This window comes from Aquamicrobium aerolatum DSM 21857 (assembly GCF_900113935.1).
Classification (GTDB): domain Bacteria; phylum Pseudomonadota; class Alphaproteobacteria; order Rhizobiales; family Rhizobiaceae; genus Aerobium; species Aerobium aerolatum.
The window spans coordinates 145566-169304 of the sequence record NZ_FORF01000001.1 but is presented as its reverse complement, the minus strand read 5'-3'; the positions used below and the strand labels follow the sequence as shown (position 1 = coordinate 169304).

Here is a 23739-nt window from a genome sequence, read left to right as displayed (position 1 = left end):
TGCACAAGGCAGCGCGGATGCTTATAAAGAAAACAGCCGATTATGCAAGGATTTGAGGTTTTTTTTGCAAAAAACACCTCATTGACGCCTCAAAAATGCCCAATCTGCCGAGGGTTGGAATCGGCGCAACAGCAGGCACACCAGCAGGTTGCGCCGACATGAGGAATGCGTTGACGCAACTATCGATCAGGTGGAAAACTTCGGTCGCCTTCGGGTGAAAATCACTCGATCTTGAGAAAATCCAGAGCGAAAAAAGTGCAATGGCTGCGCCTTGACCAACTTCTCAAGTGATAAGTCTGGACAATTTCAGCAGACGCTCGAACGTCGCACCGTAAGGTGGGCGCAGCAATGCCGCTGCCCCCAGCCGTGACTGGTGGAATATCGGCTTTTCCTTGCTGAAGGTTCGGAAGCCCCATTCGCCATGATAAGCTCCCATCCCACTTGCCCCGACACCGCCGAAGGGCTGGTTTTCCTGTGCCAGATGCATGAGACAATCGTTGATTGTCACACCACCGGACACAGTCTCCTGCAGAATTCGGTCGCGCCGTGCAGCGTTCCTGCCGAACCAGTACAGCGCCAACGGACGATCGCGCTCGTTGACAAAGGCGATGGCGGCGTCAAGATTTTCATACTCAATGATGGGCAGAATTGGCCCGAAAATTTCCTCGCGCATCACCGTCAGATCCGGATCGACACCCTGCATCAGGGTTGGCGCGAATTTTTTCCCGCCAGCAACCAGGTCTTCATTGCCTGGATTGATCCGCGTGACGACCACCCCGCGCGCACGGGCCTCCTCCACCAGCGTTTCCAACCGCGCATGGTGGCGCGGCGAAATGATTGCAGTGTAATCGGGATTTTCCGCGAGAGTTGGGTAATAGCGTCTGACCACCGCCTCAAGACGCGCTGCGATGGATGCACTCTCTCCCTTTGGCACCAGCAGATAGTCCGGTGCAATGCAGGTCTGTCCGGCGTTCAGAAACTTGCCATAGGCAATGCTTTTCACGGCACTATCGAGGTCGCAGGACGCATCGATGATGGCCGGTGATTTGCCCCCTAGTTCCAGCGTCACTGGCGTCAGGTTCGCTGCCGCCGCCTTTGCAACCTCCCGCCCAACTGCGGTAGAACCGGTAAACAGCAGATGATCGAAAGGCATCGACACGAACGCCTTGCCGACTTCGGCATCTCCGTTCACCACCTGAAGCTGATCGGCGGGAAAATAGCGCCCCACCAATTCTGCCAGCAATTGAGAAAAAGCCGGTGTGAGCTCCGATGGCTTGATCAGAATGCGGTTTCCGGCCGCGAGCGCCGCCGTCGCAGGAGCGAGCGCCAACTGGAACGGATAATTCCAAGGCGAAACGATACCTACAACGCCCAGCGGCTGTGGCAGCAATCTGTTACGGCCAGGCCAAAACAACATGCTCGTGGCAACACGCTTTTGGCGCATCCATCGCGAAAGATGCGCGAGCGCGTGACGCACGCCGGCCCTCACGACCATCATTTCCGCCATACGGGTTTCATGGGCAGAGCGTCCGCCAAAGTCGGCATCGATGGCCGCGCAGAATTCACGCTCATGGTCCTCAACCAGAGCAAGCAGTTTTTTCAGACTATCGCGCCGCGCCGCCAGTGAGGGGTAGGGATCAGCGGCAACGGCGATCTTCAATGTCTGGAAGGCTGTCGATAATGCCTGCGGGTTCGTCTGAAGCATCGCTGTCTACAACTCCTCATTACTTGCCGACAGACTGAAAGAACTGCCGACCAAAGCAACGGTGTGCGGATGAAATACAGGCCACAGCAGTCATGAGTGACAAGACCGCCGTCTCGCCGACTAACTCTGCGCTATACAGGCAAAAAGACTCTCGCGACAGTGGGAGCCGCCCCGAATGACCCGATGCAGCCATCTACGCCCGGCATTGTGAGCAAACAGCGCTTCCTCAGCCGATCTGCGGTCACCACCGTCGACCCTTCCTGACCACGAGGTCGCCGTTCATTCATGGCCCAGCGCATGATGACCCCAAGGCCGCTTGCAGGGTTGAACTTAAGAAGCTAGAACTTCGTTATCTTCGTTCGAACATATCGGGTGGCATTTTGAGACATCTTCTTATCGCATTTTCCGCAGCGACCTTTCTGGTATCCACTGCCCATGCAGACAATGTGAACGTTGCAGTTGCAGCGAACTTCACGGATGCCGCCAATGAGATTGCGGCCGCCTTCGCTGAAGCGACCGACCACGAAGCGATATTGTCGTTTGGAGCAACCGGTCAGTTCTATACTCAGATCACTCAGGGCGCTCCGTTCGAGGTATTCCTCGCGGCCGACGACGAACGCCCGACCCTGGCAGTCAACGAAGGCTACGGCGTCGCGGGAACGGTTTTCACCTACGCCATCGGGCAGTTGGTGCTGTACTCGATCGAGCCCGGCAAGGTGACCGGCGCCGAGACGCTCACGGCTGGCGAGTTCAAGCAAATCGCTATCGCCAACCCTGAAACGGCCCCATACGGCAAGGCGGCGGTCGAGACCATGCAGGCGCTTGGCGTTTATGAAGCGCTGCAGCCGAAGATCGTTCAGGGCCAGAATATCGGCCAGACCTATCAGTTCGTTGAAACCGGCAATGCCGAGATCGGCTTCGTCGCGCTCGGACAGGTCTCGCAGACCGATGTCGGATCGCGCTGGATCGTGCCGCAGGAACACTACGCGCCGATCAAGCAGGATGCGGTGTTGCTGAAGAACGGCGAGAACAACCCGGCAGCAACAGCGTTCATCGAATTCCTCAAGGGTGATGCTGCTTCTGCAATCATCGAGAAATACGGTTACGCACTGGACCGCTGAGCTATTCGAGCATCTCGCCCGAAAGGGCGATGCGGCTTTGCGCTCGAAATAGCGTAATAACAAAGAGTTAGAGTAATTCCGCGATTTCAGGAAAAGCGGAATTGCTCTAACACGCGCTCACGGAATCTGATTGAATCGCGACGCGCTTTTGAACGACGCTTGTTTGCGGGAGTTGAACCCTGTCACAGGAACTTTGGTCGCCGATCCGGCTGACGATTGAGTTGGCCGCCATCACAACAGTGCTGCTGATGATCATCGGCACACCGATTGCGTGGTGGTTGGCCTGGTCAAAATCGCGCTGGAAGGAAGTCGTGGCCACGCTGGTCGCGCTGCCGCTGGTGCTGCCGCCGACAGTTCTTGGGTTCTACATCCTGCTTGCCCTCGGACCCAACGGGCTTGGCGGCTGGTTTGGGCCATGGTTCGGCCTGCGGACATTCGCCTTCACCTTCGAAGGCCTGGTCGCAGGCTCAGTGCTGTATTCGATGCCCTTCGTGGTGCAGCCGATCCGCAACGCCTTTGAGGCCATCGGCGCACGCCCGCTGGAGGTTGCAGCGACATTGCGCGCCTCGCCGCTCGACAGATTTTTCACCATCGCGTTGCCACTCGCCATTCCCGGCTTTCTGACCGGCGCGGTGCTGGGCTTTGCTCACACCGTTGGCGAATTCGGCGTGATCCTGATGATCGGCGGCAATATTCCCGGTGAAACCAAAGTGCTGTCGATCGCGATCTACGATTTCGTCGAAACACTGCGCTGGCGCGAGGCGCATATCCTGTCGGCAGGCATGCTGGTCTTCGCATTCCTGGTCATTCTCACCGTGTCCTTGTTGGCGCGGCGCAGCGGACGTAGGGCATTCTGATGGGCAATGAAATCGCCATCACGCTCAAGGGCGATCTCGGAGCATTTCATCTGGACGTGGATTTCGCGGTGCCGATGCACGGCATTACCGCCCTGTTCGGTCCATCCGGGTGCGGCAAGACATCGATCCTGCGCTCGGTCGCCGGCCTCAACCACATGGCTGGGCGCATCGCGATCGGAAGCCACATCTGGCAGGATCAGGAGCGCTTCGTGCCGACGCACAAGCGCCCGCTTGGCTATGTGTTTCAGGAAGCCAGCCTGTTTCCGCACCTGTCCGTCCGCCAAAACCTCATCTATGGCGAGAAACGCGCCAAGAAAGCTGAAAAGCACATACGCTTCGACGACATCGTCGACCTGCTCGGTATTGGTCATTTGATCGACCGCTCACCGATGCATCTGTCCGGCGGCGAGCGTCAGCGCGTGTCAATTGGGCGGGCGCTGCTGTCGCAGCCGCAATTGCTGCTGATGGACGAGCCTCTGTCAGCGCTCGACCGCATGGCCAAGGATGAAATCCTACCCTATTTCGAAGCGCTCCACGCGAACCTGAAAGTACCGATCCTTCTGGTCTCGCACGACATTTCCGAGGTCGAGCGGCTGGCTGATCATCTGGTTCTTCTGAAGGATGGGCGGCTAGTCAATTCAGGCCCACTCAGCGATGTGTTGTCTGCCCCGGACTCCACTTTAGCCATGCGCCGCGACTTTGCTGCCGTGCTGCCAGCTCAGGTGCTGCGCACTGACGAAGATGGCATCAGCGCACTGGATGTGGCGGGGAGCGAATTTCTGGTGCTGGCAGACACACTGCGGCCCGGCGACGCAGTGCGCCTTCGCATTGCCGCCAGCGACATCTCAATCGCCCGCGGCAAACATGCCAGCAGCAGCATCCTCAACTCAATTCCGGCGCGGATTCTGGGCATCGAAACCTTGGGAGCGACAGAGGCCAGCCTGCGCCTCGATATCGGTAAGAACCACCCCGCCATCGTGCGCGCGCGGATTTCGCAGCGCTCGCTCGCCGCGCTGAATTTGCAGATCGACGAGATGGTGATTGCGCAGATCAAAAGCGTTTCACTCGCTGCCAATCGATAACGCATGTCTCCCGAAAGTGAGAACCGGTTTCAGGATAAAGACATGCGTAAAAACAAGGGTCTAAAGCGCCACAAGCGCATCTGAAAGCTCCGCGACACACTTTGGAAGCGGCAGTCTTACGCGATGTTGCCTGCTGGACCGTCCCGCAGGGCCTCGAGTTGCTGGTTGAGCCGATTGTGGCTCGCATTGAGATGATCCCACATCGCCTTGCGGGCATGGTCGGGCTCACGCTCCTCGATCAGTTCGAACACCCGAAGATGCTCTTGAATGGACTCAAGCCCCCTGCCCGCGGGCTGAAAATGCACCCGATGGCGTATCAGCAAACTTCTCGGGTCTTTTGAAAACTCGACCGAGCGCGCCGCTTCGATGAAGCGCGTATTCGTGGTCGCGAGGGCAATCGCCTCGTGAAACAAATAGTCGAAATGATGCGTGATCCGCCCACTTGCATGGGCCTGCTCGAACTGCTCCAACGCAGCACGCATACGGTGCAGATCAGCCTTGGTCCGCCGCCGCGCCGCCAGATAGGCAGCTTCGGGCTCGACAATCAGGCGAAACTCCAGATCATCGAGCATGGTCTTGGCATGTCGGCTCCAATGAGAGCCGAATTCCTGCATCCCTTCAATCAGGCGCGCGAGACCGGTTACGTAGTTGCCAGACCCGCGAAGCGACTCAACCAACCCTTCGTCGCGCAGTTTTTCCAGCGCCTGACGCACTACAGGACGCGACACAGTGAAGATCGTCGCCAGTTCAGCTTCGGAAGGAAGCTTGTCACTTTCGCCATAGCGACCGGAAACTATCGCGTGCACGAGGCTGTTGTAGACGCGCTCATGCATTCCTCCAGGACGTGCAGTATCGAAGAAGCCATCGTTGGGCGTACTGGCGGCCATCAATGTAGCGGTTGCCTCTTTCATCTGCATTTTTCGGGCATCCCTTGAACTTGAGGCAACCAGAAGGAAAAAGGAGAAATTCGAGAAAAGACAAATATAGCCCTCGCCGAATGCTCGTTACTATAAGAATTTCCCCTTATACTCCCATAGTTTCTTGCACCCGGCCTGAAAAGCCCACCTTTCCCATCAATTGCGACGGATGAAATATCCATTTCGATGGGCTTTTCATGAAGCTGCTCTACGTCACCTCCACAGCAAGGTGACCTGATCTTGTCACCTTGTCACGCTGATGATCTGCTCTTGCGGCCAGTTTCGCTCAGGCCAGCGCGCTCATTGCCGCCTTGATGAAATCAAGCCGCATCTCTGAGCCGCAATGCGAAGAGTTTCGATGCAGGGCAGCCTCCTCCGGCGTCATGTAAACGTGGCGCGGAACCGCACCCAGGATCACTGCCACGGTGTTGTTGGCCGGGCTGACATAGATCCACTGCCCATAGCTGCCGAGTGCCTGATAGTCGCCGCCCTGGCGTACCCACCACAGATAACCATAGCCTTCAAACGCCGTATCAGCGCCGCCGGCAACACCACGCTCGCCGCCAAAATCAAAGGCAAAGTTTGGTGCAGTTGGGCTTGTGCAGGCCTTGACCCAACCTTCAGGAACGACCCGCTGTCCGTCGATCACACCGTCAGAGAGCATGAAAAGCCCCCACCGCGCATAGTCGCGCAAGGATGCACCGCAGCAACTGCCGACCACTTCATGGCCGTCATCGGAATCGAGAATGAAATAGCCATCCTGCTCGAAGCCCATCGGTTGCCAGAGCTTTTCGGAGCAATATTGCGCCACCGATTTTCCTGTCGCGCGGCTCAAAATGTGGCTCAGCAGGAAAGTGTCGCCCGTATTGTAGTAGAACTGGGTTCCAGCCGGATTGGCGCGAGGACGCGTCTTGAGATAATCGAGGATATAGTCGGGCCGCCGCGCCGCGATGACCTTGATATAATGTTCAGCGACATCGGTGCTCAGATCGTCGGTGTTTTCGACCCACTCCACCCCGGAAGCCATATGCAAGAGGTCGCGGATCGTGACACTCTCATAAGGCGTGCCGGCAAAATCGGGCAGAAAATCCGTAACCTTCTGCTCGATGCTCTGGATTGCTCCATCCTGAATTGCCGCACCAATCAGAATCGCCGCCAGCGATTTGACCATCGATGAAGACTGCCAGCAGCGCTCGACGTTGAGACCTCGGGCATAACGTTCGAGCTTGATCTCACCATCCTTGATGACGATCAGGCCGCTGACGAATTCCCAGCGCATCAGATCGTCGATCGTGTGGGTTGCGCCGCCGCTCTCAAAGGTAATGTCGAGCGGCTCCGCCGAGACGGGCAAAAGCTTTGGAGTGCCTTTCTCGATCGTCCGCGTCGCCCAGATGCGGTCCCAGTTCAGGAAGGCCTCAGACTGGATGTTCGGCGACCACAGCAGGAAATCCCCGGCCATATGTCGCCGAATGAACTGATCAACCGGCTCGCCATCCACTGTCTTTTGCATGTCGTTCTTCTCCCATTACAAAACTTCATCCGCAGAAACGACGCCGTAGCGGCGGGGCTGATCGATGCGCGGCTCCGCGGCAATCAACGTGCGGGTATATGGGTGGGTCGGGTCGGCAAATACGGCTCTGGCCTTGCCGGTTTCGACAAACTGGCCGCGGTGCATAACCCCGATGTCGTCTGAAATCGATTCAACGACCGCCAGACTATGGCTTATGAAAAGGAACGAAATACCTTGCTTGTCACGCAGCTCGCGGATCAACTCCAACACCTGCGCCTGAACGGACAGATCAAGCGCTGAAACCGGTTCATCGGCAACGACGAGTTTTGGCTTGCAGATCAAGGCGCGAGCGATGGCAATGCGCTGGCGCTGCCCGCCGGAAAACTGATGGGGGTATTTTCTCGCATCATCCGGGTGAAGACCAACATCGGTCAACGCCTCTGCGATCATCGCCTCGCGTTCCTTGCCCTTTGGTGCGTGCGGGTCGAGATAGAGCGGTTCGGCAATGATGCGTGAAACATTTTGGCGCGGGTCCAGCGAACCACGCGGATCCTGAAACACCATCTGGAAACCACGTCTGGCCAGCCGCAACTCGTGCGGCTTCTTCGCAAACAAATCCTCGCCATCGAACAGGACACGACCGGAGGTCGGACGATCGAGCCCCATGATGATGCGCGACAGCGTCGACTTTCCGCAGCCGCTTTCACCCACGATTCCGAAAATCGTGCCGCGCCTGACAGAGAAGCTGAGGTCGTTGACCGCCCGGCTCAACACCTGCCCGGAAAGGGAACGATACTCACGCGACAGATTTTGCACTTCCAGCACAGGAGTTTCATCTGGCTGGGCGACGGGAAGCCTGCGGGCATCGTCATCTTCACGGCGAGGAATGGCCGAAATCAGTCGCCGCGTGTAGTCCTTTGCGGGGTTGCGCAACACCTGCTGCGTAGCACCGCTTTCGATATGACGCCCTGACTGCATCACCAGCGTGCGCTCGCAGATGCTGGAAATCACGCCCAGATCATGGCTGATCATCAGCAGTGACATCTTCAGATCACTGATGAGTTCTCCGAGAAGCGCGAGCACTTCCGCCTGAACTGTTACGTCAAGCGCAGTGGTGGGCTCGTCGGCGATCAACAGCGACGGCCCTGGTGCCAGCGCTATGGCGATGCCGACACGCTGACGCTGACCACCCGACATTTCATGCGGGAAACTGTCGATACGTCGTCTCGCATCCGGTATGTGCACGCGCTCCAGCAAGCGCAGCGCCTCGGCCCGCGCTTCGCTGCGAGACATGGGTTTATGCGCCAGCAGCCCTTCGGCAATCTGATCGCCGATGCGCATCGCCGGATTGAGCGCGGTCATCGGCTCCTGAAAGATCATCCCGATCCGCGCGCCGCGTATCTTTCGCATTTGGGCGGGGGAGAGCTGCAGAATGTCAGCCCCATCAAGTTCGATGCGACCTGCAGCGGTCATGCCGGGCGGCAGCAGCCCCATGATCGCCAGCGATGTCAGCGATTTCCCCGAACCGGATTCACCGACGACGCCCATTGTGGTTCCCTGCGGAATTTCAAAGGCGATGTTTTCAACAAGCGTGCGACGCGTGCCGTCCCACTGCGAATGGACAATGGAATCCAGCGCGACTGAGAGTTTCATGCCCCGCCCTCCGTTCGCGGATCAAATTTGTCACGCAACCCGTCGCCAAGCAGGTTGAAGCCGAGGACTGCCACGGCCACCGCAATACCCGGAGCTATTGCCATCCAGGGTGCCTGGCTGAGATAGGTTTGTGCATCTCCCAGCATGCGTCCCCAGGATGGCGACGGCGGTGCGAGGCTGAGGCCAAGGAAGCTCAGGCCCGCTTCGACAAGAATTGCCAGACCGATCTGAATCGTCGCCTGGATTGCCACGCCTCCAGCGATATTGGGCAGCACGTGATCCGTCGTGATCCGAAAAGCGCCCTTGCCGGCGGCTTGTGCCGCAAGGCAAAAATCATTGGCCCAGACACGCTGCGCCAGAGCGCGCGAAACTCGAATGAAGACCGGAATATTGAACAGGCCGATGGCGAGGATCGGCGTCAGCGCCCCTGACCCGATCAGTGCCGCGATCATGATCGCTGAAATGATCGCCGGGAAGGCAAACACAACGTCTGCAAAACGCATGATTGCTTCCTCGATGAAACCGCGTTTTGCCGCGGCCATCGTTCCAAGGGCCACCCCGACCGTGACGCCGATCAGAACCGAGATCAGCGCTATGGAAAGCGAGTTCCATGCGCCGGTCATCAGCAGCGAAAAAATATCACGTCCGAACTGGTCGGTGCCTGCCAAGCCGCTTTCCAGCGGCGGCTTCAACTTCATGGCGATCCGCATCTTCGTCGGCGGCGCAGGCGTCCAGACGAGCGACAGGACCGCCAGACCGACGACAAGTGCTGTGATGACCATCCCAAGATAGAGCCGCACATGCGGCCCGAACCACGAGCGGCGGGGTTTGTCGACGATCGCGCTCATCGGCGGGCCCTCAATCGCGGGTCGAGCCAAAGGTAGGACAGATCGACCAGAAAATTCACCACTATGACGAGACCTGCAAAGAACATGGCAACGTTGCGGATCACCACAAGGTCACGCTGAGACAGCGCCTGATAGGCAAGACGTCCGATTCCCGGAAGGTTGAAGACGTTCTCGACCAGCACCGCGCCTGCGATCAGAAAGGAGAATTGCAGGCCAATGATGGTGATGATGGGAACGAGCGCATTGCGCACGGCATGTCGCCACAGAATGCGGCTTTCCGTCAGCCCCTTGGCTTGAGCAGTGCGGATGAAGTCTTCGCTGGCGACATCAAGAACCGCCGAACGGGTGACCCGCGTCAGGATCGCGGCCTGCGGCAGGGCCAGCGCAACGGCCGGAAGCACCAATGCCTTGAGTCCGCTTGCTGGCTCCTGCCAGCCGGGAAAGCCGCCCGCAGAGAACCACTGCAGACCGGTGGAAAATGTCAGGATCAGCAGAAGGCCAAACCAGAAGTCTGGAATAGCAATGCCGATCTGGGAAAATCCTGAAGCGATGCGGTCAGGCGCCTTGCGCCAGCGGGCAGCCGCCCACACACCCATCGGGGTGCCTAGGGCGACAGCAAGAAGAAGAGCAAGTGCGGCCAGAGGCAGCGTCACAGCCAAACGCTCGGCGATCAAACCGGCGACCGGAACCCCATAGGAAGCCGAATTTCCAAGATCGCCAGTGAACGCACCCGCAACCCAGCTCAGATAGCGAATATAGGCCGGCTGATCGAGACCCAGCTGCTGCTCAAGCGCGGCGATGGTGTCGGGGCGCGCAGCGGTGCCAAGCAGAATAGCCGCCGCATTGCCTGGCAGAAGATCCATGCAGGCAAAAATCAGCAGCGAGGCTATCAGCAGTGTCAATACAAACGAGCCCAGACGGCGCAGGAAAATGCCCGTCATCGCGGGGTACCTTTCAAGGTCATCGGTCTTTCAGCGGTTGCAACCGGAACTTCTGCAGCATCAATCTGCAGGCTCTCCAGCTTCCGGATCAGTCAGTGCACATGCCTGACGATAACAGGGATGGCTCCCGCACAATGACGTGCGGGAGCCTCACGGTTCAGTCGGCCCAATAGGCGTCCCGGACATAGACCTGCGAGATCGGTTCGTTCTCCCACAAGCCCTGAATCTTGCTGGCCCAGATGTTGAGGCGCGGCAGATCGAAAAGGTAGAGAGCGGGCACTTCGCTGGCCAGAATCTTCTGCGCCTCGCCATAAAGCGCGTCGCGCTCGGCCTCGTTCGAGTTCACTGTCGCCTTTGCAATGATCTCGTTGAAGGCAGGGTTATTATACTCAAAATAATAACCGGGACGGGCATAGATATCGATGTCCATCGGCTCGGCATGGTCGACAATCGACATGTCAAAATCGTGCTTGATGAATACTTCATCAATCCACTTGGCCGGGAATTCGCTGGCCTCGATATTCATCGTCACGCCGACTTCCGCGACCATCGCCTGCATCACCTCGCAGGCGCGCATCGTGTAGGTCATCTGCGGGCACTTGATGGTCAGGCTGAGGTTTTCGGCTCCCGCTTCACTGAGCAGTGCAGCGGCCTTTTCCGGATCGTAGGGCAGCGCGTTGGTCAGATCGACATAGCCGCTGTCCGTCGGTGCATAATGGCTGCCGATGGCAATGCCATAGCCCGAATAGGCGCCGTCGATCACCGTCTGCCGGTCGATGGCCGACATCAGCGCCTGGCGCACTCGGATGTCGTCAAACGGTGCCTTGGAGTTGTTAAATCCAGCGACAAGTTTGCGCGGCGTGTTGCCGACAATCGTGGTGAACCGGTCGTCGTTTTCAAACTCACCGAACAATTCCGGTGCGGTAAAGTTGGGGATCGCATCGACGTCGCCTGCCCGCAAGGCAGCCGCCTGGGCCTGCGCGTCACCGATGAAGCGGAACGTGACCGCCGCGAGCTTCGGCACACCTGCGTCCCAGTAGTCGTCGTTGCGCACGACCTCGACGCGGTCGCCGCGCTGCCATGACTTGAACCGGAACGGTCCGGTTCCAACCGGCTCGGTCTTGTTCGTCTCGACCGTCTTGGGATCGACCATCACAGCGTCACCCCAGGCCAGATGGTAGGCGAAAAGACCTGTCGGCGCCTTCAGTGCGATCACAACTGTGAGCGGATCTGGCGTCTCGATGCTCTCGATCGGCTCGAAGAACTGCTTCTGAGCATTCGTGGAGTCGTCAGCACGCGCACGATCCAGCGAGAACTTTACGATGGATGCATCGAATTCCGTGCCATTGTGGAACTTCACGCCTTCACGCAATTTGAACGTATAGACCAGTCCGTCGTCCGACACAGTCCATTGTGTCGCGAGCAAGGGCTGAACCTTGCCGTCCTTGTCGATGGTGGTCAAACCTTCATAGATGTTGCCCCACGTCACCTCGCGAATGGCGACTGGCGCGGAAATCGTCGGATCAAGACCAGTCGGCTCGATGGGCAGGCCGAGTGTGAGAGTGTCCTTTGCCGACGCGGTACCGAGACCTGCCACGAGGGCGAGCACGGCAACCGCAGATTTCATAGCTGTTCGACGATCACGCATCGTTGAAATTCCTCTCCTTGAAGGCGCGGCCTCTGAAGTGTTTGGGATCTAGCCTGGAAGAGCGGTCAGGCGTTGTTTGAGGCCTTCCAGCCTCCCGCCTGCTCGTTCTGTTGCTTCGCTTTTTTCCAAGCTTCCTACGGATCGTAGGATTGCTGCAACAAAGTTGTCAATTTATTTTATTGCTTTCTACACGCTGTTATTGGAGATTGATGTCGCTCAAAGGTCGGATCACGAGCGAAAATGGCTGAATTCGACCAATTTTCTACAATTTCAGGGGGCTATCGATGTCAGAGCTGCACTATTGGTCAATTCAGAAGCTGTCAGATCAATTGCGTTCTGGATCGATCTCTCCGGTCGAGGTCGTTCGCTCCACGCTGGACCGCATCGCGGCGCTGGACGGCAATTACCATTCCTACATCACCGTGATGGCCGATCAGGCGCTGGCCCGTGCCCGCATCGCCGAGCAGGAATTGCTCAGCGGCATGTGGCGCGGCCCGCTGCATGGCGTCCCGCTCGCGCTCAAGGATCTCCTCTTCACACGCGATGCCCCGACTTCCGCGGGCATGAGCATCCACAAGGATTTCATTCCTGACTACGATGCGACTGTGGTGGAGCGGCTTTATGCAGCCGGCGCGATCATCCTTGGCAAGCTGTCGCTGACCGAGGGCGCCTACACGAACAATCACCCCATCTTTCCAACGCCGATCAACCCATGGAATTCCGAGTACTGGGCTGGCACGTCGTCAAACGGCTCCGGCGTCGCTACCGCCACCGGCATGACATTCGGCTCGCTTTCCACCGATACCGGTGGCTCGATCCGCTTCCCTGCCGCCTGTAACAACCTGACAGCGATCAAGCCTACCTGGGGCCGCGTCAGCCGTCACGGGATGTTCACCCTGTCGCATTCACTGGACCACATCGGCCCGTTTGCGCGTGATGCCGTGGATGCCGCGATGATGCTGCGCGTCATTTCCGGTGCGGACGACAACGATGCGACGGCATTGCGTGCGCCGGTTCCTGACTATGTCAGCGCCACAATGCGCGGCATCGACGGATTGCGCATCGGCTACGACGAAAACTTCATCTCGACGCGCACCGATCCGGAAGTCGTCGCTGCGGTTGAAGCCGCACGCGATATTCTCGCCGCCCGCGGCGCACGCATCGTCCCGGTCACCTTCCCATCTCCCTATGACGCGCTGCGCGGCTGGTTCGACATTTGCGGCTCCGAAACAGCCAAGGTGCACGAAGCGACCTACCCTTCGCGCGCCAGTGATTATCACGCCGGCATGGCTGGCCTGATCGAGCATGGCCGCAAGGTCAGCGGCGAGGCTGTTGCCAAGGCCTGGGTGAACAGGCTCGAGCTTACCGGCCGCCTGGAGGCAACGTTCGAGAATGTCGATCTGCTGCTGCTTCCAACCATGACGACGCCGACACCGACGCTTGCCGACCTTGAGGCTTTTGGCGCCGATGACGACGTCCTGCTGCAGATGATCCGCTACACCGCGCCGTTCGATCTGACGGGCAACCCGACGATCGTCCTGCCTGCCGGCTTCTCCCGCAACAACATGCCGATTTCGCTCCAGCTGGTCGGCAAGCATTTGTCGGAGGACGTGCTGTGCGCAGCGGGTCACGCCTTCCAGCAGATGACGAACTGGCATCTGCGTCGTCCAATCGCCTGATCGGACCCAGAGAGTTGAACTCGCTACCTGCCGCGGATTCGGCAGGTAGCGATCAGACCGATCGTCTCAGACACTCGTCTGCGCTGAAGTATCGGGCCACTGCATGATCGCCTCGACAATGTGATCGACCACCGCACGCGCCTGAACCTCGACGGCAACCTTGCAGTTTGGCGCGGCCTGGCCTCTGATATTTTCCAGTTTGGCGCTCGTCAGGGTGCGGAAGTCGCAGACCGTCATGCCGCGCGTCAGCCCCTCCCCGACCTCAACTTCGACCGGACAATCCCGGTAGGTGATCAGGTCCGGCGCGATGAACGGGACCAGTGCGCAGGCGTCGTGCATTGATGCGGTGCTGAGGCCGTGAACCTTGCGCAGACTGTCGCGGAAGAAGCGGAACAACCCGCCATAAGTGCGCGCAACATTGCCACCGCTTTCCAGCTTGAGAATATCCTGCTCATCGATGCCCACCTGGCGGGTGACGTTGAGACCGACCATCCACAAGGGCAATCCCGATCCGAACACCACGACCGCCGCTTCAGGATCGCTCCAGACATTAAACTCGGCAACCGGAGTCGTGTTGCCGATTTGTGTCGTCCCGCCCATCACGCTGATCGCCCGCAGCCACTGCTTCAGTCGGGGCTCCTTGCGCAACGCCATGGCAACATTGGTAAACGGACCGATCGGGCACAGAACCAGTTCGCCGCGATGCTTGCTGGCCATTTCGATGATGAAGTCCACCGCATGCATGTCGACCGGCTCACTCACGGGCGCTGGCAATTCAGCGCCATCGATGCCGGTTTCGCCATGAACGTCGCCGCCATGAGAGAACACGCGATTGAGCGGCTGTTCACAGCCACGCGCGACAGGAACGTCCAGGCCCAAAAGGGTAGTGAGCGAAAGTGCATTCCTGGTTGTCTTGTCCACCGACTGATTGCCGTAGACCGTTGAGATACCGACCAGGTCGAGATGGCGTGCGGCGTACAGAATCGCCGTCGCGTCGTCGTGACCGGGATCACAGTCGATCAATACCTTTGTCATTTTCATTCCTGGATTTCGGGATTATTTGATAGTTCGGGATGTCGAGCCACGCACAACCAGAGAAGGCTGGATCATCTGCCGGTCGGGCGCGCGCTTGGGCTCGCGTGCGATGGCAATCGCGATCTCCACCGTCCGCGTGGTCATTTCGTCGAGATTTTGATCGACTGAAGTCAGGTCATAGATCGGCCATTGGGCGAAGGTCGAATTATCATAGCCAACGATCAGCGGCATCTGGCCACCGGTAGAGCGTGCAGCGTCCATCAGCGCTATGGCCAGCGTGTCGTTGGCGCAAAACACCGCGTCAGGCTCTTCACGCAACATTTCGTGCGCGGCAACCACCGCTGCCCTGTAAGTGTAGGGCGCTGAAATCGTCACATCGATAGCGTGCCCGAGCTCCTTGAGCCGCTCCGAAAAGCCCTGCTCACGCTCCCAGCTGATGCCTGTGCGGTCTTCACCGGCAAAAAACGCAAACCGTCTCGCCCGGCACGACACCAGATGGTCAGCAACAAGCCGGCCTGCCGCACCTCCGTCTCCTCCGACGGCACTGACAGGCTCACTGCCGTCGTAGCGGTTCATCAAGACAAGCGGTTTGGAGCGGGTCAGACAGGCTTCAATGACGTGTTCGAGAAAGGGAGCCGCCAGTGCAATCACTGCATCGACCTGGTAGCTCATCAGGCGCTCAATAGCATGTTCCGCACCCTCGGCCGTGTTGCCGACGAAGACGAGCGGAGCGAGATGCTTCAGCCCCATCTTTTCGATCAGCAACTGCAGGGCATGCGCGTGGTAGGGATTGTTGAGGTCTGTGACGACCACACCAATAATCCCCGTGGTGCTGTTCTTGAGGCCACGCGCGATCAGATTGGGCTGGTAGCCAAGCTCGGCGGCAGCCGCAAGAACACGCTCGCGGGTGGCCTTGGAGATTCGCGGGTCGCCAGCAAGTGCGCGGGAAACCGTCGAGCGCGAAATCTGTGCAAGCTCCGCAACCTCGAACGAGCGAACCTTCTTTCCTTCTCTCTGCAAATCCGAACCCCCAAGCACTGCTTCGCAAATTTATCGGATTGTTGACCCGAAGCTCATGTCTTGACTAGCCACGCAAAATAGATTGCATTATTCACACGTGTGCACAACCCAATTTGGGCACCTGCAGGGAATGTAACGAAATCTGGGATGGGGATTTGCAATGCAGATCGGAAGACGACAGTTTATGGCGGGCCTCGCCACAACCACATTGCTTGGCTCGATAGGGCGCGCTGGCGCGCAATCGACCACGCTTTCCGCACCGTGGATGGGCTGGCCGGAAGAGCAGGTTGCGCCACTGATGGCAGCGTTTGAGAAGGAGACCGGCATCAAGGTAGCTGCCGAGCGTCTCCCAATCGCGGAGCTGTTCAAGACGCTGGAAGTACGGCTTCAGGCGCGCAACGAAATCCCCGATGTCTATCTCGTTGATGGTCCGCTGACCGCATCCTACGCCGCGCGTGGACACCTCCTCGTCCTGGATGAAATGCTCGCGGACGACCTCGAGCGTTTCCTGCCGAGCACGCTGGTTCAGGGCACATATGACGAGAAACTCTACGCCATGCCCCTGGGGACATCGACGCAGATCTTGTTCTACAACAAGAAGCTGTTCGCGGAAGCGGGCCTTCCCGAGCCGTCGGCAGATCCTGCCAAGCGGATGACTTGGGAAGAAGCGCTCTCGATCGCGCAAGCGCTCACCAAGCCGGAGATTTCACAATTCGGTATCGCGTTTGAGAATTGCAATCCTTATCAGCTCCTGGCCCTGCCCCAGAGCTGGGGAGCCGAAGTCATTGGCCCCGATCAGTTGACAGCGGCTGGCTATGTCAACGGTGATGCGATGGTCGATGCGATGACCTGGTATCAGGAGTTGCACCAAACGCATAAAGTCGCGCCCGTCGGCACCTTTCAGACCGGCGTCACCCAGGAAATGTTCGGCTCCGGCAAACTTGCCATGATCGTCGGCGGAACCTGGAATCTGGTTGGCTTCGAGAAATTTGAAGGGCTCGATTTCGGTGTCGCGCCCCATCCATATTTTGCCAAGGGCACGCCGGTCACGCCGACCGGCAGCTGGCATATCGGCATCAACCCTCGCACGGCGCACATGGAAGAAGCCAAGGCGTTCGTCCGCTGGTTGTCGACACGTGATGCAATGGATCTGTGGTTCGAACTGCGCCAGTATCCGCCATCGCTTCGGCAGATCTGGGAAGAGCGGGCATCGACCAACTTCATCGATCCTGTCTGGGAGATCGTCCAGCACGAACTGGAACATACCGCGACACCGCGCCCGGCGACACCCGGCTATCGCGAATATGAGGATTTCCTGAAGACTGCGATGCAGGACATCAATACTGGCGCTGATGTGCGCGCGACATTGGATCGTGCGGCACAGAACATCGACCGCGAGATGCGCAAGTACCGTTGATTTCCATCGCTTCGGCACAAAGCTGCCTCGTCGCAATACGTTGCAGCGAGGCGGATTGCCGATCATGGTCCAGGCGCACGCCGACTGGCGACTGGTCAACCTGCCCGTGAGTGAGAGCACATGATTTCGTCCCGCTGGACACCCTTCCTCTTCCTGGCGCCGGCGCTTGCTGGACTGCTGATCTTTCGACTGACGCCGATCCTTGTCGCGGTAGGAGGTAGCCTTAGTGGCGTCTCCCTGATGGGGGAGTTGCGCTATGTCGGGCTCGAAAATTTCGAATATCTGGCGGACGATCCGGAATTTTGGGAATCGCTGCGGACAACTCTCTATTTCAATCTGCTGATCAATCCGATCCAGCTCGCAGTCGCTTTCGCGCTGGCCCTTCTGGTCTTCAGGCCGCTGCCCGGTGTCTGGTTCTATCGCACGCTGCTGGTGCTGCCGATGGCCGTCTCCACCGGCATCAGTGCAGTGCTGTTCGGCCTTTTCCTTGATGGAAATCTCGGGCCGATGAACGGCTTCCTCGAATGGATCGGGATTGGTGCCCAGCCATTCCACCGCAGCCATGATCAGGCACTCTACACGCTGATCGGCATCGCGACCTGGAAGGGCGCGGGCTACTGGATGCTGTTCCTGCTTGCCGGGCTTTATTCGATACCGTCGACGGTCTACGAGGCGGCAACCATCGACGGTGCAAATGGCTGGCAGCGCTTTCGTTATGTAACCCTGCCCCTGATGCGCAAGCCAATGGCTTTCGTTCTGGTGGCCGACACCGCGATCAACTTCCTGTTTTTCGCTCCCGTCTACATTCTGACATCCGGCGGACCCAGCGGCTCGACTTCCGTTCTGATGTTCCAGGCCTATCGCGCGGCTTTCACTTTCTCCGACATCGGACGTTCGCTTGCGATCTCGACCGTTCTCCTCGGAATCATCGCAATCATCGTGGTGCTCGAATTCCGCTTCATGCGCTCCCCCGAAGAGGCGAAATGATGGACAACCCGTTTCAGAAACCGCACGTCCTGATGCTCCGCTACGGGTTGCTCTCGATCCTTGCGTTCATCGTCGTTTTCCCTCTGGTCTGGCTCGCGCTCGCATCTGTTCGACCCCAAAACGAGATCTTCCAGCCAGTTTCCGATTTTGGCTGGAACACGTTCATCCCGTCGCGCTTCACCTTGGACAACTACCGGACCCTGTTGAACGGCGATTTTCCCCTGGCAGTCAAAAACTCTACCTTCGTCGCGCTGACCACGGTCCTGTTTGGCGTCGTGGTCAACGCGCTGGCCGGGTTTGCGTTTGCGGTGTTCGATTTTCGTGGCAAGAATCTCCTGTTCTTGCTGGTGATCGTGTCATTCATGATGCCCTTCGAAGCAATCGTGCTGCCTCTCTACGTGATGATCCGGGCTTTCGGCTGGGCGAATTCCTACCAGGCGCTGATCGTCCCCGAAATCGCCAATGGCATGGTGATCTTCCTGTTCAGGCAGTTCTTCGCGTCCATCCCGCGTGACTTCTATGAAGCAGCGCGCGTTGACGGGGCGTCGTGGTTCTACATCTTTGCGCGCATCGCAATGCCTTTGTCTTGGCCAACGATCGCCACGTCCGGATTGATGCTGTTTCTTGCCCAGTGGGATTCGTTCTTCTGGCCAGTCGTGGCGGCAAGCGATTCCGCCTACGCGGTGGTTCAGGTGGCCATCGCCCGAAATATCAACTTCGAGCAAAATGACTGGGGCGGTCTGTTTGCCTCTACCAATCTTGCCATCCTGCTCGGGACCATCCCGTTTCTTCTGATCCAGCGCTTCTACGTGCGCACGCTGATTTCCGGCGGAATCAAGTGACCTCTCGAAAGTCTGTGGAATAAATCATGTCCTCGATGAAAATTGATACTCTCCGCAAGTCATTTGGCGAACTCGAGATCTTGCGCGGAATCAGCCTGGATGTACGCCATGGTGAGTTTGTGGCGCTGGTGGGTCCGTCCGGCTGTGGAAAGTCCACCCTGCTCCGGCTCATTGCCGGGCTGGAAGCGGCAACTTCTGGCCACATCTTCATTGATGACCGCGATGTCACGCGCCTGCCGCCCAAAGAGAGGGACATCGCCATGGTGTTTCAGAACTATGCGCTTTATCCGCATCTGACCGTGCGCGCGAATATGGGCTTCTCGCTCAAACTTCGCGGTGATGCCAAGGACCAGATCAACAAGAAAGTGGAAGAAGCGGCTGGCGTTCTTGGTCTGGAGCACCTGCTCGATCGATACCCCGGCCAGCTATCCGGCGGCCAGAGACAGCGTGTCGCCACTGGGCGCGCGATCGTGCGCGATCCGAAGCTGTTCCTTTTCGATGAGCCTCTGTCAAACCTGGACGCCAAGCTGCGGGTGCAGATGCGGACCGAGATCAAGGCGCTGCATCAACGGCTGGGCAGCACGATGATCTATGTCACGCATGACCAGATCGAAGCGATGACGCTGGCAGACCGTATCGTGGTCATGCAGGGCGGGCGCATCGAGCAGGAGGGCGCTCCGCTCGATCTCTACGACCGGCCGGCCAATGCCTTCGTAGGCGGCTTCCTAGGTTCACCGGCAATGAATTTCATCAAAGGCACCATGAGCGACGGTGCAGTCAAGGCAAGCGACGGTACACGCCTTCCGGTACTTTCGGAGGCGAGCGCTCTCGATGGACGCCACGTGCTTTGGGGCGCTCGCCCCGAGTCGATCGTCCCGGATGATAATGGCTTTGAGGGAACCGTCGAAGTCGTAGAGCCAACGGGGCCGGACACGCAGTTGCTGGTTCGCGTTGCCGGCGATCCGCTTGTCGTGCTCCTGCGCAAGCGGATGAAGGTCAATGCCGGGGACAAGATCCGACTGGGTGTCGTCGGAGAAGACACCCATCTGTTCGATGCAAAAGATGGCATGCGCATCGCGCTCTGAGCGCCACGATCGGGCGAAATCCATCTGAACACCCCCCTGCACAGCGCAAGCCGTGGGCGTTTGGAATTGCGCAGAAATAAAGAGTTGGAGCACTTCCCCGATGCGCTGAAAAGCTAAAATGCTCCAGGCAGATCTGCCCCCCATCGCACCAAATTCGCCTCATGGGGGAACGTCGGCGCTCGCCCCGCGTTTCAGGTGGCCACAAGGAGGCCACGATGAAAGAACGCCAGCACGACAACCCTGCACCACCTGAGGAAGTCATCGATCGCGTCTGGGAACTCGCTGACAAGATCGACATTTGCATGTTGACGACCTGGACCGGGAAGGAACAGCGCAGCCGGCCCATGTCGGCACGCCCACGCCGCGATGAAAACGCGATTTACTTCCTGACGGATGTCAGTGGCGAGAAGAATGCCGACATCGAAGCATTTCCCACCGTCTCGCTGGCCTGGGCTGACAACGGCAACTATCGCTATGCGCTGATTTCGGGTCGGGCCAAGATCAGCAATGATCGCGCCAAGATTTCGCAACTTTGGTCCAAGATGGACAATGTCTGGTGGGAGGATGAACAGGATCCGACGATCAGGCTGCTGACTGTCGTGCCGGAGCACGGCGAGATCTGGGACAGCCCGAACGCAGTCGTCTCAGGCGCCAAGATGCTGATTGCAGCGGTAACAGGCACCGCGCCCGAGCTTGGTGATAACGCTGAAGTAAAGATGTAGGGCTCTGATAAGTTGTCCTTCACGGGAGCACCGAGCGAACCTCACCGCCACCCCATGAACAAGGGCAGCAGAGTATCCCCGCTAGACGAGATTCAATGCCCGCACATCACACAGAGAATCTTGAAAAATCAAAGCCGAATTCTGAAAGACAAAACAAGAGCTTGCGTCGTATGTTACCTAGAGTTCAGCTGCCCGCGTATTTTGCGATATTTCGCGATTAAGAAATAAATTTTATATAAAAATAAGAATAAACTTATAAAAGCTTCGCACAAGCTTGCACACGTAACTCTGTCTCAAACAAGATACTTTGGGGACAGATATGAGCTTGTATGGAATGATGCGCACCGGTGTATCGGGCATGAACGCGCAGTCTACGCGCCTGGCTACTGTGGCAGACAACATCGCCAATTCTGGAACTAACGGCTACAAGAAGGCGTCCGTTGAGTTTTCCTCATTGGTGGCACCAAGTACCGGCAGCAGCTATGTTTCCGGTGCCGCATCAACGCAGATCCGCCATTTGATGTCGTCCGGCAACCTGCAATATACAAACTCGATCACCGACCTGGCGATCGACGGAAACGGCTTTCTGGTCGTTCAAGACGCTGCAGGCAAGCCGCTTCTCACGCGCGCAGGCTCTTTCATTCCCGACGGCAACGGCAATCTGATCAACGCGGCTGGATACTATCTGATGGGACGCAGCTTCGAACTCGGAGAGCCAGGGGCAACGACATCGTTCAGTGACTATGAAAGAGTCACGATACCGACCTCCGGCCTTGAGCGCGTGCCATCGACTGCCGGCACTCTCGCGTCCAACCTTCCTTTTGGCGCCCCCATCTATGCAGGGCTCCCACCATCAAGCAATCCACTAACCGATACCCAGATCAGGCAAGGCATGGACAATGGCTCCATCTTTAAGTCGGGACTGACAGCAATCGGCAATGCGGGTGAGCCAATTCGACTCGACATCTACTTCACCAAAATGCGCGCAAGTGCCCCCGGTGGCGTAGGTCCAAACCCCAACACTCCGATCGTTTCCGCCTACTCTGTACCGAATACGCCAATTCCCGCTGCGCCACTACTCAACCCCAACAACCCCGTCGTTTCCGCGTACTCCGTGCCAAGCACAGCAATTCCGGCCGCACCGGTGCTCAATCCCAACAACCCCACCGTTTCCAGCTACTCGGCTCCGAGCACCCCAATTGCCGACGCTGCCAACAACAATTTTACCTTCGCCGGATTTACGGGCCTGGCCTGGTCATCTGGTGACACCACCTCGTTCAGCCTCAACATCAACGGCAGCAGCGTCGATGTCAGGGGCACTTTCAGCGGTGGCGTTTGGTCGTTCGCGCCCGACAATCCCGGCTCCATACCAGCGGGCGTGGCGATCACCTACGACACCAGCGGTGCAGATCTCATCGTCAATGTCGACAACGCCACAGGCGCGCCTATCAATGCCGGGATCGGCGGCTTTGTGTCCCACACATATAACGACAACATAGACTTTTCTTTTGCCGGCTTCACCGGCCTGACTTGGTCCGTTGGTGACACCACGTCCTTTACCCTAGATGTTGGAGGCATCGGCATCGACGTCACGGGCGCATTTGATGGCAGCGTTTGGTCGTTCGCTCCCCTCAATCCCGGCTCCATACCGGCGGGCGTGGCGATCACCTACGACACCAGCGGTGCAGATCTCATCGTCAATGTCGACAACGCCACAGGCGCACCCATCAATGCCGAGATCGATGGCTTTGTGTCCCACACATATAACGACAACATAGACCTTGCGTTTGCCGGTTTCGTCGATCTTGTCTGGCGAGACGGCGATACCGCCTCCTTCACCATCGACATAGACGGTAACAGCATTGATGTTACTGGTACGCTCGGTGGTGGCGTTTGGTCGTTCGCTCCCGTCAATCCCGGCTCCATACCGGCGGGCGTAGCGATCACCTACGACACCAGCGGTTCAGATCTCATCGTCAATGTCGACAACGCCACAGGCGCGCCCATCAATGCCGGGATCGGCAACTTCACATCCACCACCATCGCGATCACCGATGAGTGGGAAATGACCGTTTTCCACCAGCCCAACGCGGCTATTGGCACCGCCTTCCCCTATTCCGTCGTGCCGCTCAACACGATCACGCTGGAATTCGATCCCGCAACCGGCAATATCGAGACTGGCACCCCCACAAACATCACACTCGACCTGACCACACTTAATGGCCGAGAGGTGGAGATTGACCTTGCCGGCATGCGTCAGCTTGCGGCGGGCTACACGCCCCTCGCCTCTGAGATGAACGGTTCACGTCCTTCAGCTATCGACCGGGTCGTCATCAGCGATGACGGCATTCTGTCGGTGCAATACGGGAACGGAGCCACAGAATGGCTCTATCGTCTCGATCTCGCAACGGTACAGAGCCCTGACATGTTAACCGTGCTGCCGGGCAATATTTTTCAGGAAGGGCTCAACTCCGGCCAAGTAACTTTCGGAAAGCCAAATGAGATTTCACTCGGAGCGGTCAAGTCCGGAGCGCTTGAGGCGTCAAACGTCGACATCGCCGAGGAGCTGACCAACATGATCGAATCACAGCGCAACTACACCGCCAACTCGAAAGTGTTCCAGACCGGCGGCGATCTCATGGATGTGCTCGTCAACCTGAAGAGGTAGCG

General features: G+C 58.2%; 19 protein-coding genes and 1 pseudogene. 11 read left to right on the top strand and 9 right to left on the bottom strand.

The features are described 5' to 3' along the window. Positions 1–283: 283 nt before the first annotated feature. Positions 284–1705: a coniferyl aldehyde dehydrogenase gene (locus tag BMZ42_RS00805; RefSeq protein WP_091517548.1), complete on the bottom strand. Its 1422-nt coding sequence runs from the start codon at positions 1703–1705 to the stop codon at positions 284–286. Positions 1706–2085: 380 nt separating this feature from the next. Between BMZ42_RS00805 and modA the strand changes: the two genes are divergently transcribed. From modA to modC, 3 genes are all read left to right on the top strand, one after another. Beyond that, positions 2086–2826 carry a molybdate ABC transporter substrate-binding protein gene (gene modA, locus BMZ42_RS00800; RefSeq protein ID WP_244523099.1) on the top strand — a complete coding sequence of 247 codons (741 nt, stop codon included), beginning with the start codon at positions 2086–2088 and terminating at the stop codon, positions 2824–2826. 221 nt (positions 2827–3047) lie between these two features. Further along, positions 3048–3683: a molybdate ABC transporter permease subunit gene (gene modB, locus BMZ42_RS00795; protein ID WP_280139822.1), complete on the top strand. Its 636-nt coding sequence runs from the start codon at positions 3048–3050 to the stop codon at positions 3681–3683. Continuing rightward, entirely contained in the window at positions 3683–4765 is a 1083-nt protein-coding gene (gene modC / locus BMZ42_RS00790; protein ID WP_091517543.1) for a molybdenum ABC transporter ATP-binding protein, read from the top strand. Before modB ends, modC begins: the two co-directional genes overlap by 1 nt. 116 nt (positions 4766–4881) lie before the next feature. Here modC and BMZ42_RS00785 read toward each other — a convergent pair whose 3' ends face one another. From BMZ42_RS00785 to BMZ42_RS00760, 6 genes are all read right to left on the bottom strand, one after another. Next, entirely contained in the window at positions 4882–5676 is a 795-nt protein-coding gene (locus tag BMZ42_RS00785) for a FadR/GntR family transcriptional regulator (RefSeq protein WP_175556589.1), read from the bottom strand. Between the two features lie 292 nt (positions 5677–5968). Next, positions 5969–7192 carry a serine hydrolase domain-containing protein gene (locus BMZ42_RS00780; protein ID WP_091517541.1) on the bottom strand — a complete coding sequence of 408 codons (1224 nt, stop codon included), beginning with the start codon at positions 7190–7192 and terminating at the stop codon, positions 5969–5971. A 15-nt stretch (positions 7193–7207) separates the two neighbouring features. Beyond that, positions 7208–8845: an ABC transporter ATP-binding protein gene (locus BMZ42_RS00775; protein WP_091517539.1), complete on the bottom strand. Its 1638-nt coding sequence runs from the start codon at positions 8843–8845 to the stop codon at positions 7208–7210. After that, complete coding sequence (locus BMZ42_RS00770; RefSeq protein WP_091517537.1) at positions 8842–9693, bottom strand: ABC transporter permease; 852 nt, start codon at positions 9691–9693, stop codon at positions 8842–8844. Before BMZ42_RS00770 ends, BMZ42_RS00775 begins: the two co-directional genes overlap by 4 nt. Further along, a complete protein-coding gene (locus BMZ42_RS00765; protein ID WP_091517536.1) occupies positions 9690–10634 on the bottom strand; it encodes an ABC transporter permease in 945 nt (314 codons plus the stop codon). The genes BMZ42_RS00770 and BMZ42_RS00765 overlap by 4 nt, the downstream gene beginning before the upstream one ends. A 157-nt stretch (positions 10635–10791) precedes the next feature. Next, the gene (locus tag BMZ42_RS00760) at positions 10792–12282 is read right to left on the bottom strand and encodes an ABC transporter substrate-binding protein (protein WP_091517534.1); all 1491 of its coding nucleotides are present in this window, start codon (positions 12280–12282) and stop codon (positions 10792–10794) included. Between the two features lie 284 nt (positions 12283–12566). Between BMZ42_RS00760 and BMZ42_RS00755 the strand changes: the two genes are divergently transcribed. Continuing rightward, on the top strand, positions 12567–13961 hold the full coding sequence (locus tag BMZ42_RS00755; RefSeq protein WP_091517532.1) for an amidase: 1395 nt from the start codon (positions 12567–12569) through the stop codon (positions 13959–13961). 66 nt (positions 13962–14027) lie between these two features. On the opposite strand, the gene BMZ42_RS00750 is transcribed toward BMZ42_RS00755, so the two are convergent. Next, positions 14028–14996 carry a nucleoside hydrolase gene (locus tag BMZ42_RS00750; protein ID WP_175556588.1) on the bottom strand — a complete coding sequence of 323 codons (969 nt, stop codon included), beginning with the start codon at positions 14994–14996 and terminating at the stop codon, positions 14028–14030. Between the two features lie 21 nt (positions 14997–15017). Further along, positions 15018–16016, bottom strand: coding sequence for a LacI family DNA-binding transcriptional regulator (locus tag BMZ42_RS00745; RefSeq protein ID WP_139207818.1), 999 nt, complete (start codon positions 16014–16016; stop codon positions 15018–15020). 160 nt (positions 16017–16176) lie between these two features. On the opposite strand from BMZ42_RS00745, the gene BMZ42_RS00740 reads away from it, so the two are divergent. The 7 genes and pseudogenes from BMZ42_RS00740 (at position 16177) to BMZ42_RS18530 (ending at position 23737) form a co-directional block, all read left to right on the top strand. Then, positions 16177–17433 carry a sugar ABC transporter substrate-binding protein gene (locus BMZ42_RS00740; RefSeq protein ID WP_091517528.1) on the top strand — a complete coding sequence of 419 codons (1257 nt, stop codon included), beginning with the start codon at positions 16177–16179 and terminating at the stop codon, positions 17431–17433. A 120-nt stretch (positions 17434–17553) separates the two neighbouring features. Next, positions 17554–18420 (top strand): carbohydrate ABC transporter permease, encoded by an 867-nt coding sequence (locus tag BMZ42_RS00735; RefSeq protein ID WP_091517526.1) that lies wholly within the window; start codon positions 17554–17556, stop codon positions 18418–18420. Beyond that, complete coding sequence (locus BMZ42_RS00730) at positions 18420–19262, top strand: carbohydrate ABC transporter permease (RefSeq protein WP_175556587.1); 843 nt, start codon at positions 18420–18422, stop codon at positions 19260–19262. Before BMZ42_RS00735 ends, BMZ42_RS00730 begins: the two co-directional genes overlap by 1 nt. 26 nt (positions 19263–19288) lie before the next feature. Then, positions 19289–20347 carry an ABC transporter ATP-binding protein gene (locus BMZ42_RS00725; protein WP_091517523.1) on the top strand — a complete coding sequence of 353 codons (1059 nt, stop codon included), beginning with the start codon at positions 19289–19291 and terminating at the stop codon, positions 20345–20347. A gap of 215 nt (positions 20348–20562) precedes the next feature. Then, positions 20563–21069 (top strand): pyridoxamine 5'-phosphate oxidase family protein, encoded by a 507-nt coding sequence (locus BMZ42_RS00720; RefSeq protein WP_091517522.1) that lies wholly within the window; start codon positions 20563–20565, stop codon positions 21067–21069. Positions 21070–21388: 319 nt separating this feature from the next. After that, positions 21389–22420, top strand: a pseudogene (locus tag BMZ42_RS18535) (flagellar hook-basal body complex protein); the annotation flags it as partial. Between the two features lie 714 nt (positions 22421–23134). After that, positions 23135–23737, top strand: coding sequence for a flagellar hook-basal body complex protein (locus tag BMZ42_RS18530; protein ID WP_478209657.1), 603 nt, complete (start codon positions 23135–23137; stop codon positions 23735–23737). The last annotated feature ends 2 nt before the right edge of the window (positions 23738–23739 follow it).

Excerpts from the sequence above, each read along its gene's own strand:
- BMZ42_RS00805 (WP_091517548.1), bottom strand. The coding sequence starts at position 1,705 with ATGCTTCAGACGAACCCGCAGGCATTATCGACAGCCTTCCAGACATTG.
- modC (WP_091517543.1), top strand. The coding sequence starts at position 3,683 with ATGGGCAATGAAATCGCCATCACGCTCAAGGGCGATCTCGGAGCATTT.
- BMZ42_RS00785 (WP_175556589.1), bottom strand. The coding sequence starts at position 5,676 with ATGAAAGAGGCAACCGCTACATTGATGGCCGCCAGTACGCCCAACGAT.
- BMZ42_RS00780 (WP_091517541.1), bottom strand. The coding sequence starts at position 7,192 with ATGCAAAAGACAGTGGATGGCGAGCCGGTTGATCAGTTCATTCGGCGA.
- BMZ42_RS00775 (WP_091517539.1), bottom strand. The coding sequence starts at position 8,845 with ATGAAACTCTCAGTCGCGCTGGATTCCATTGTCCATTCGCAGTGGGAC.
- BMZ42_RS00770 (WP_091517537.1), bottom strand. The coding sequence starts at position 9,693 with ATGAGCGCGATCGTCGACAAACCCCGCCGCTCGTGGTTCGGGCCGCAT.
- BMZ42_RS00765 (WP_091517536.1), bottom strand. The coding sequence starts at position 10,634 with ATGACGGGCATTTTCCTGCGCCGTCTGGGCTCGTTTGTATTGACACTG.
- BMZ42_RS00760 (WP_091517534.1), bottom strand. The coding sequence starts at position 12,282 with ATGCGTGATCGTCGAACAGCTATGAAATCTGCGGTTGCCGTGCTCGCC.
- BMZ42_RS00755 (WP_091517532.1), top strand. The coding sequence starts at position 12,567 with ATGTCAGAGCTGCACTATTGGTCAATTCAGAAGCTGTCAGATCAATTG.
- BMZ42_RS00750 (WP_175556588.1), bottom strand. The coding sequence starts at position 14,996 with ATGACAAAGGTATTGATCGACTGTGATCCCGGTCACGACGACGCGACG.
- BMZ42_RS00740 (WP_091517528.1), top strand. The coding sequence starts at position 16,177 with ATGCAGATCGGAAGACGACAGTTTATGGCGGGCCTCGCCACAACCACA.
- BMZ42_RS00735 (WP_091517526.1), top strand. The coding sequence starts at position 17,554 with ATGATTTCGTCCCGCTGGACACCCTTCCTCTTCCTGGCGCCGGCGCTT.
- BMZ42_RS00730 (WP_175556587.1), top strand. The coding sequence starts at position 18,420 with ATGGACAACCCGTTTCAGAAACCGCACGTCCTGATGCTCCGCTACGGG.
- BMZ42_RS00725 (WP_091517523.1), top strand. The coding sequence starts at position 19,289 with ATGTCCTCGATGAAAATTGATACTCTCCGCAAGTCATTTGGCGAACTC.
- BMZ42_RS00720 (WP_091517522.1), top strand. The coding sequence starts at position 20,563 with ATGAAAGAACGCCAGCACGACAACCCTGCACCACCTGAGGAAGTCATC.
- BMZ42_RS18530 (WP_478209657.1), top strand. The coding sequence starts at position 23,135 with ATGACCGTTTTCCACCAGCCCAACGCGGCTATTGGCACCGCCTTCCCC.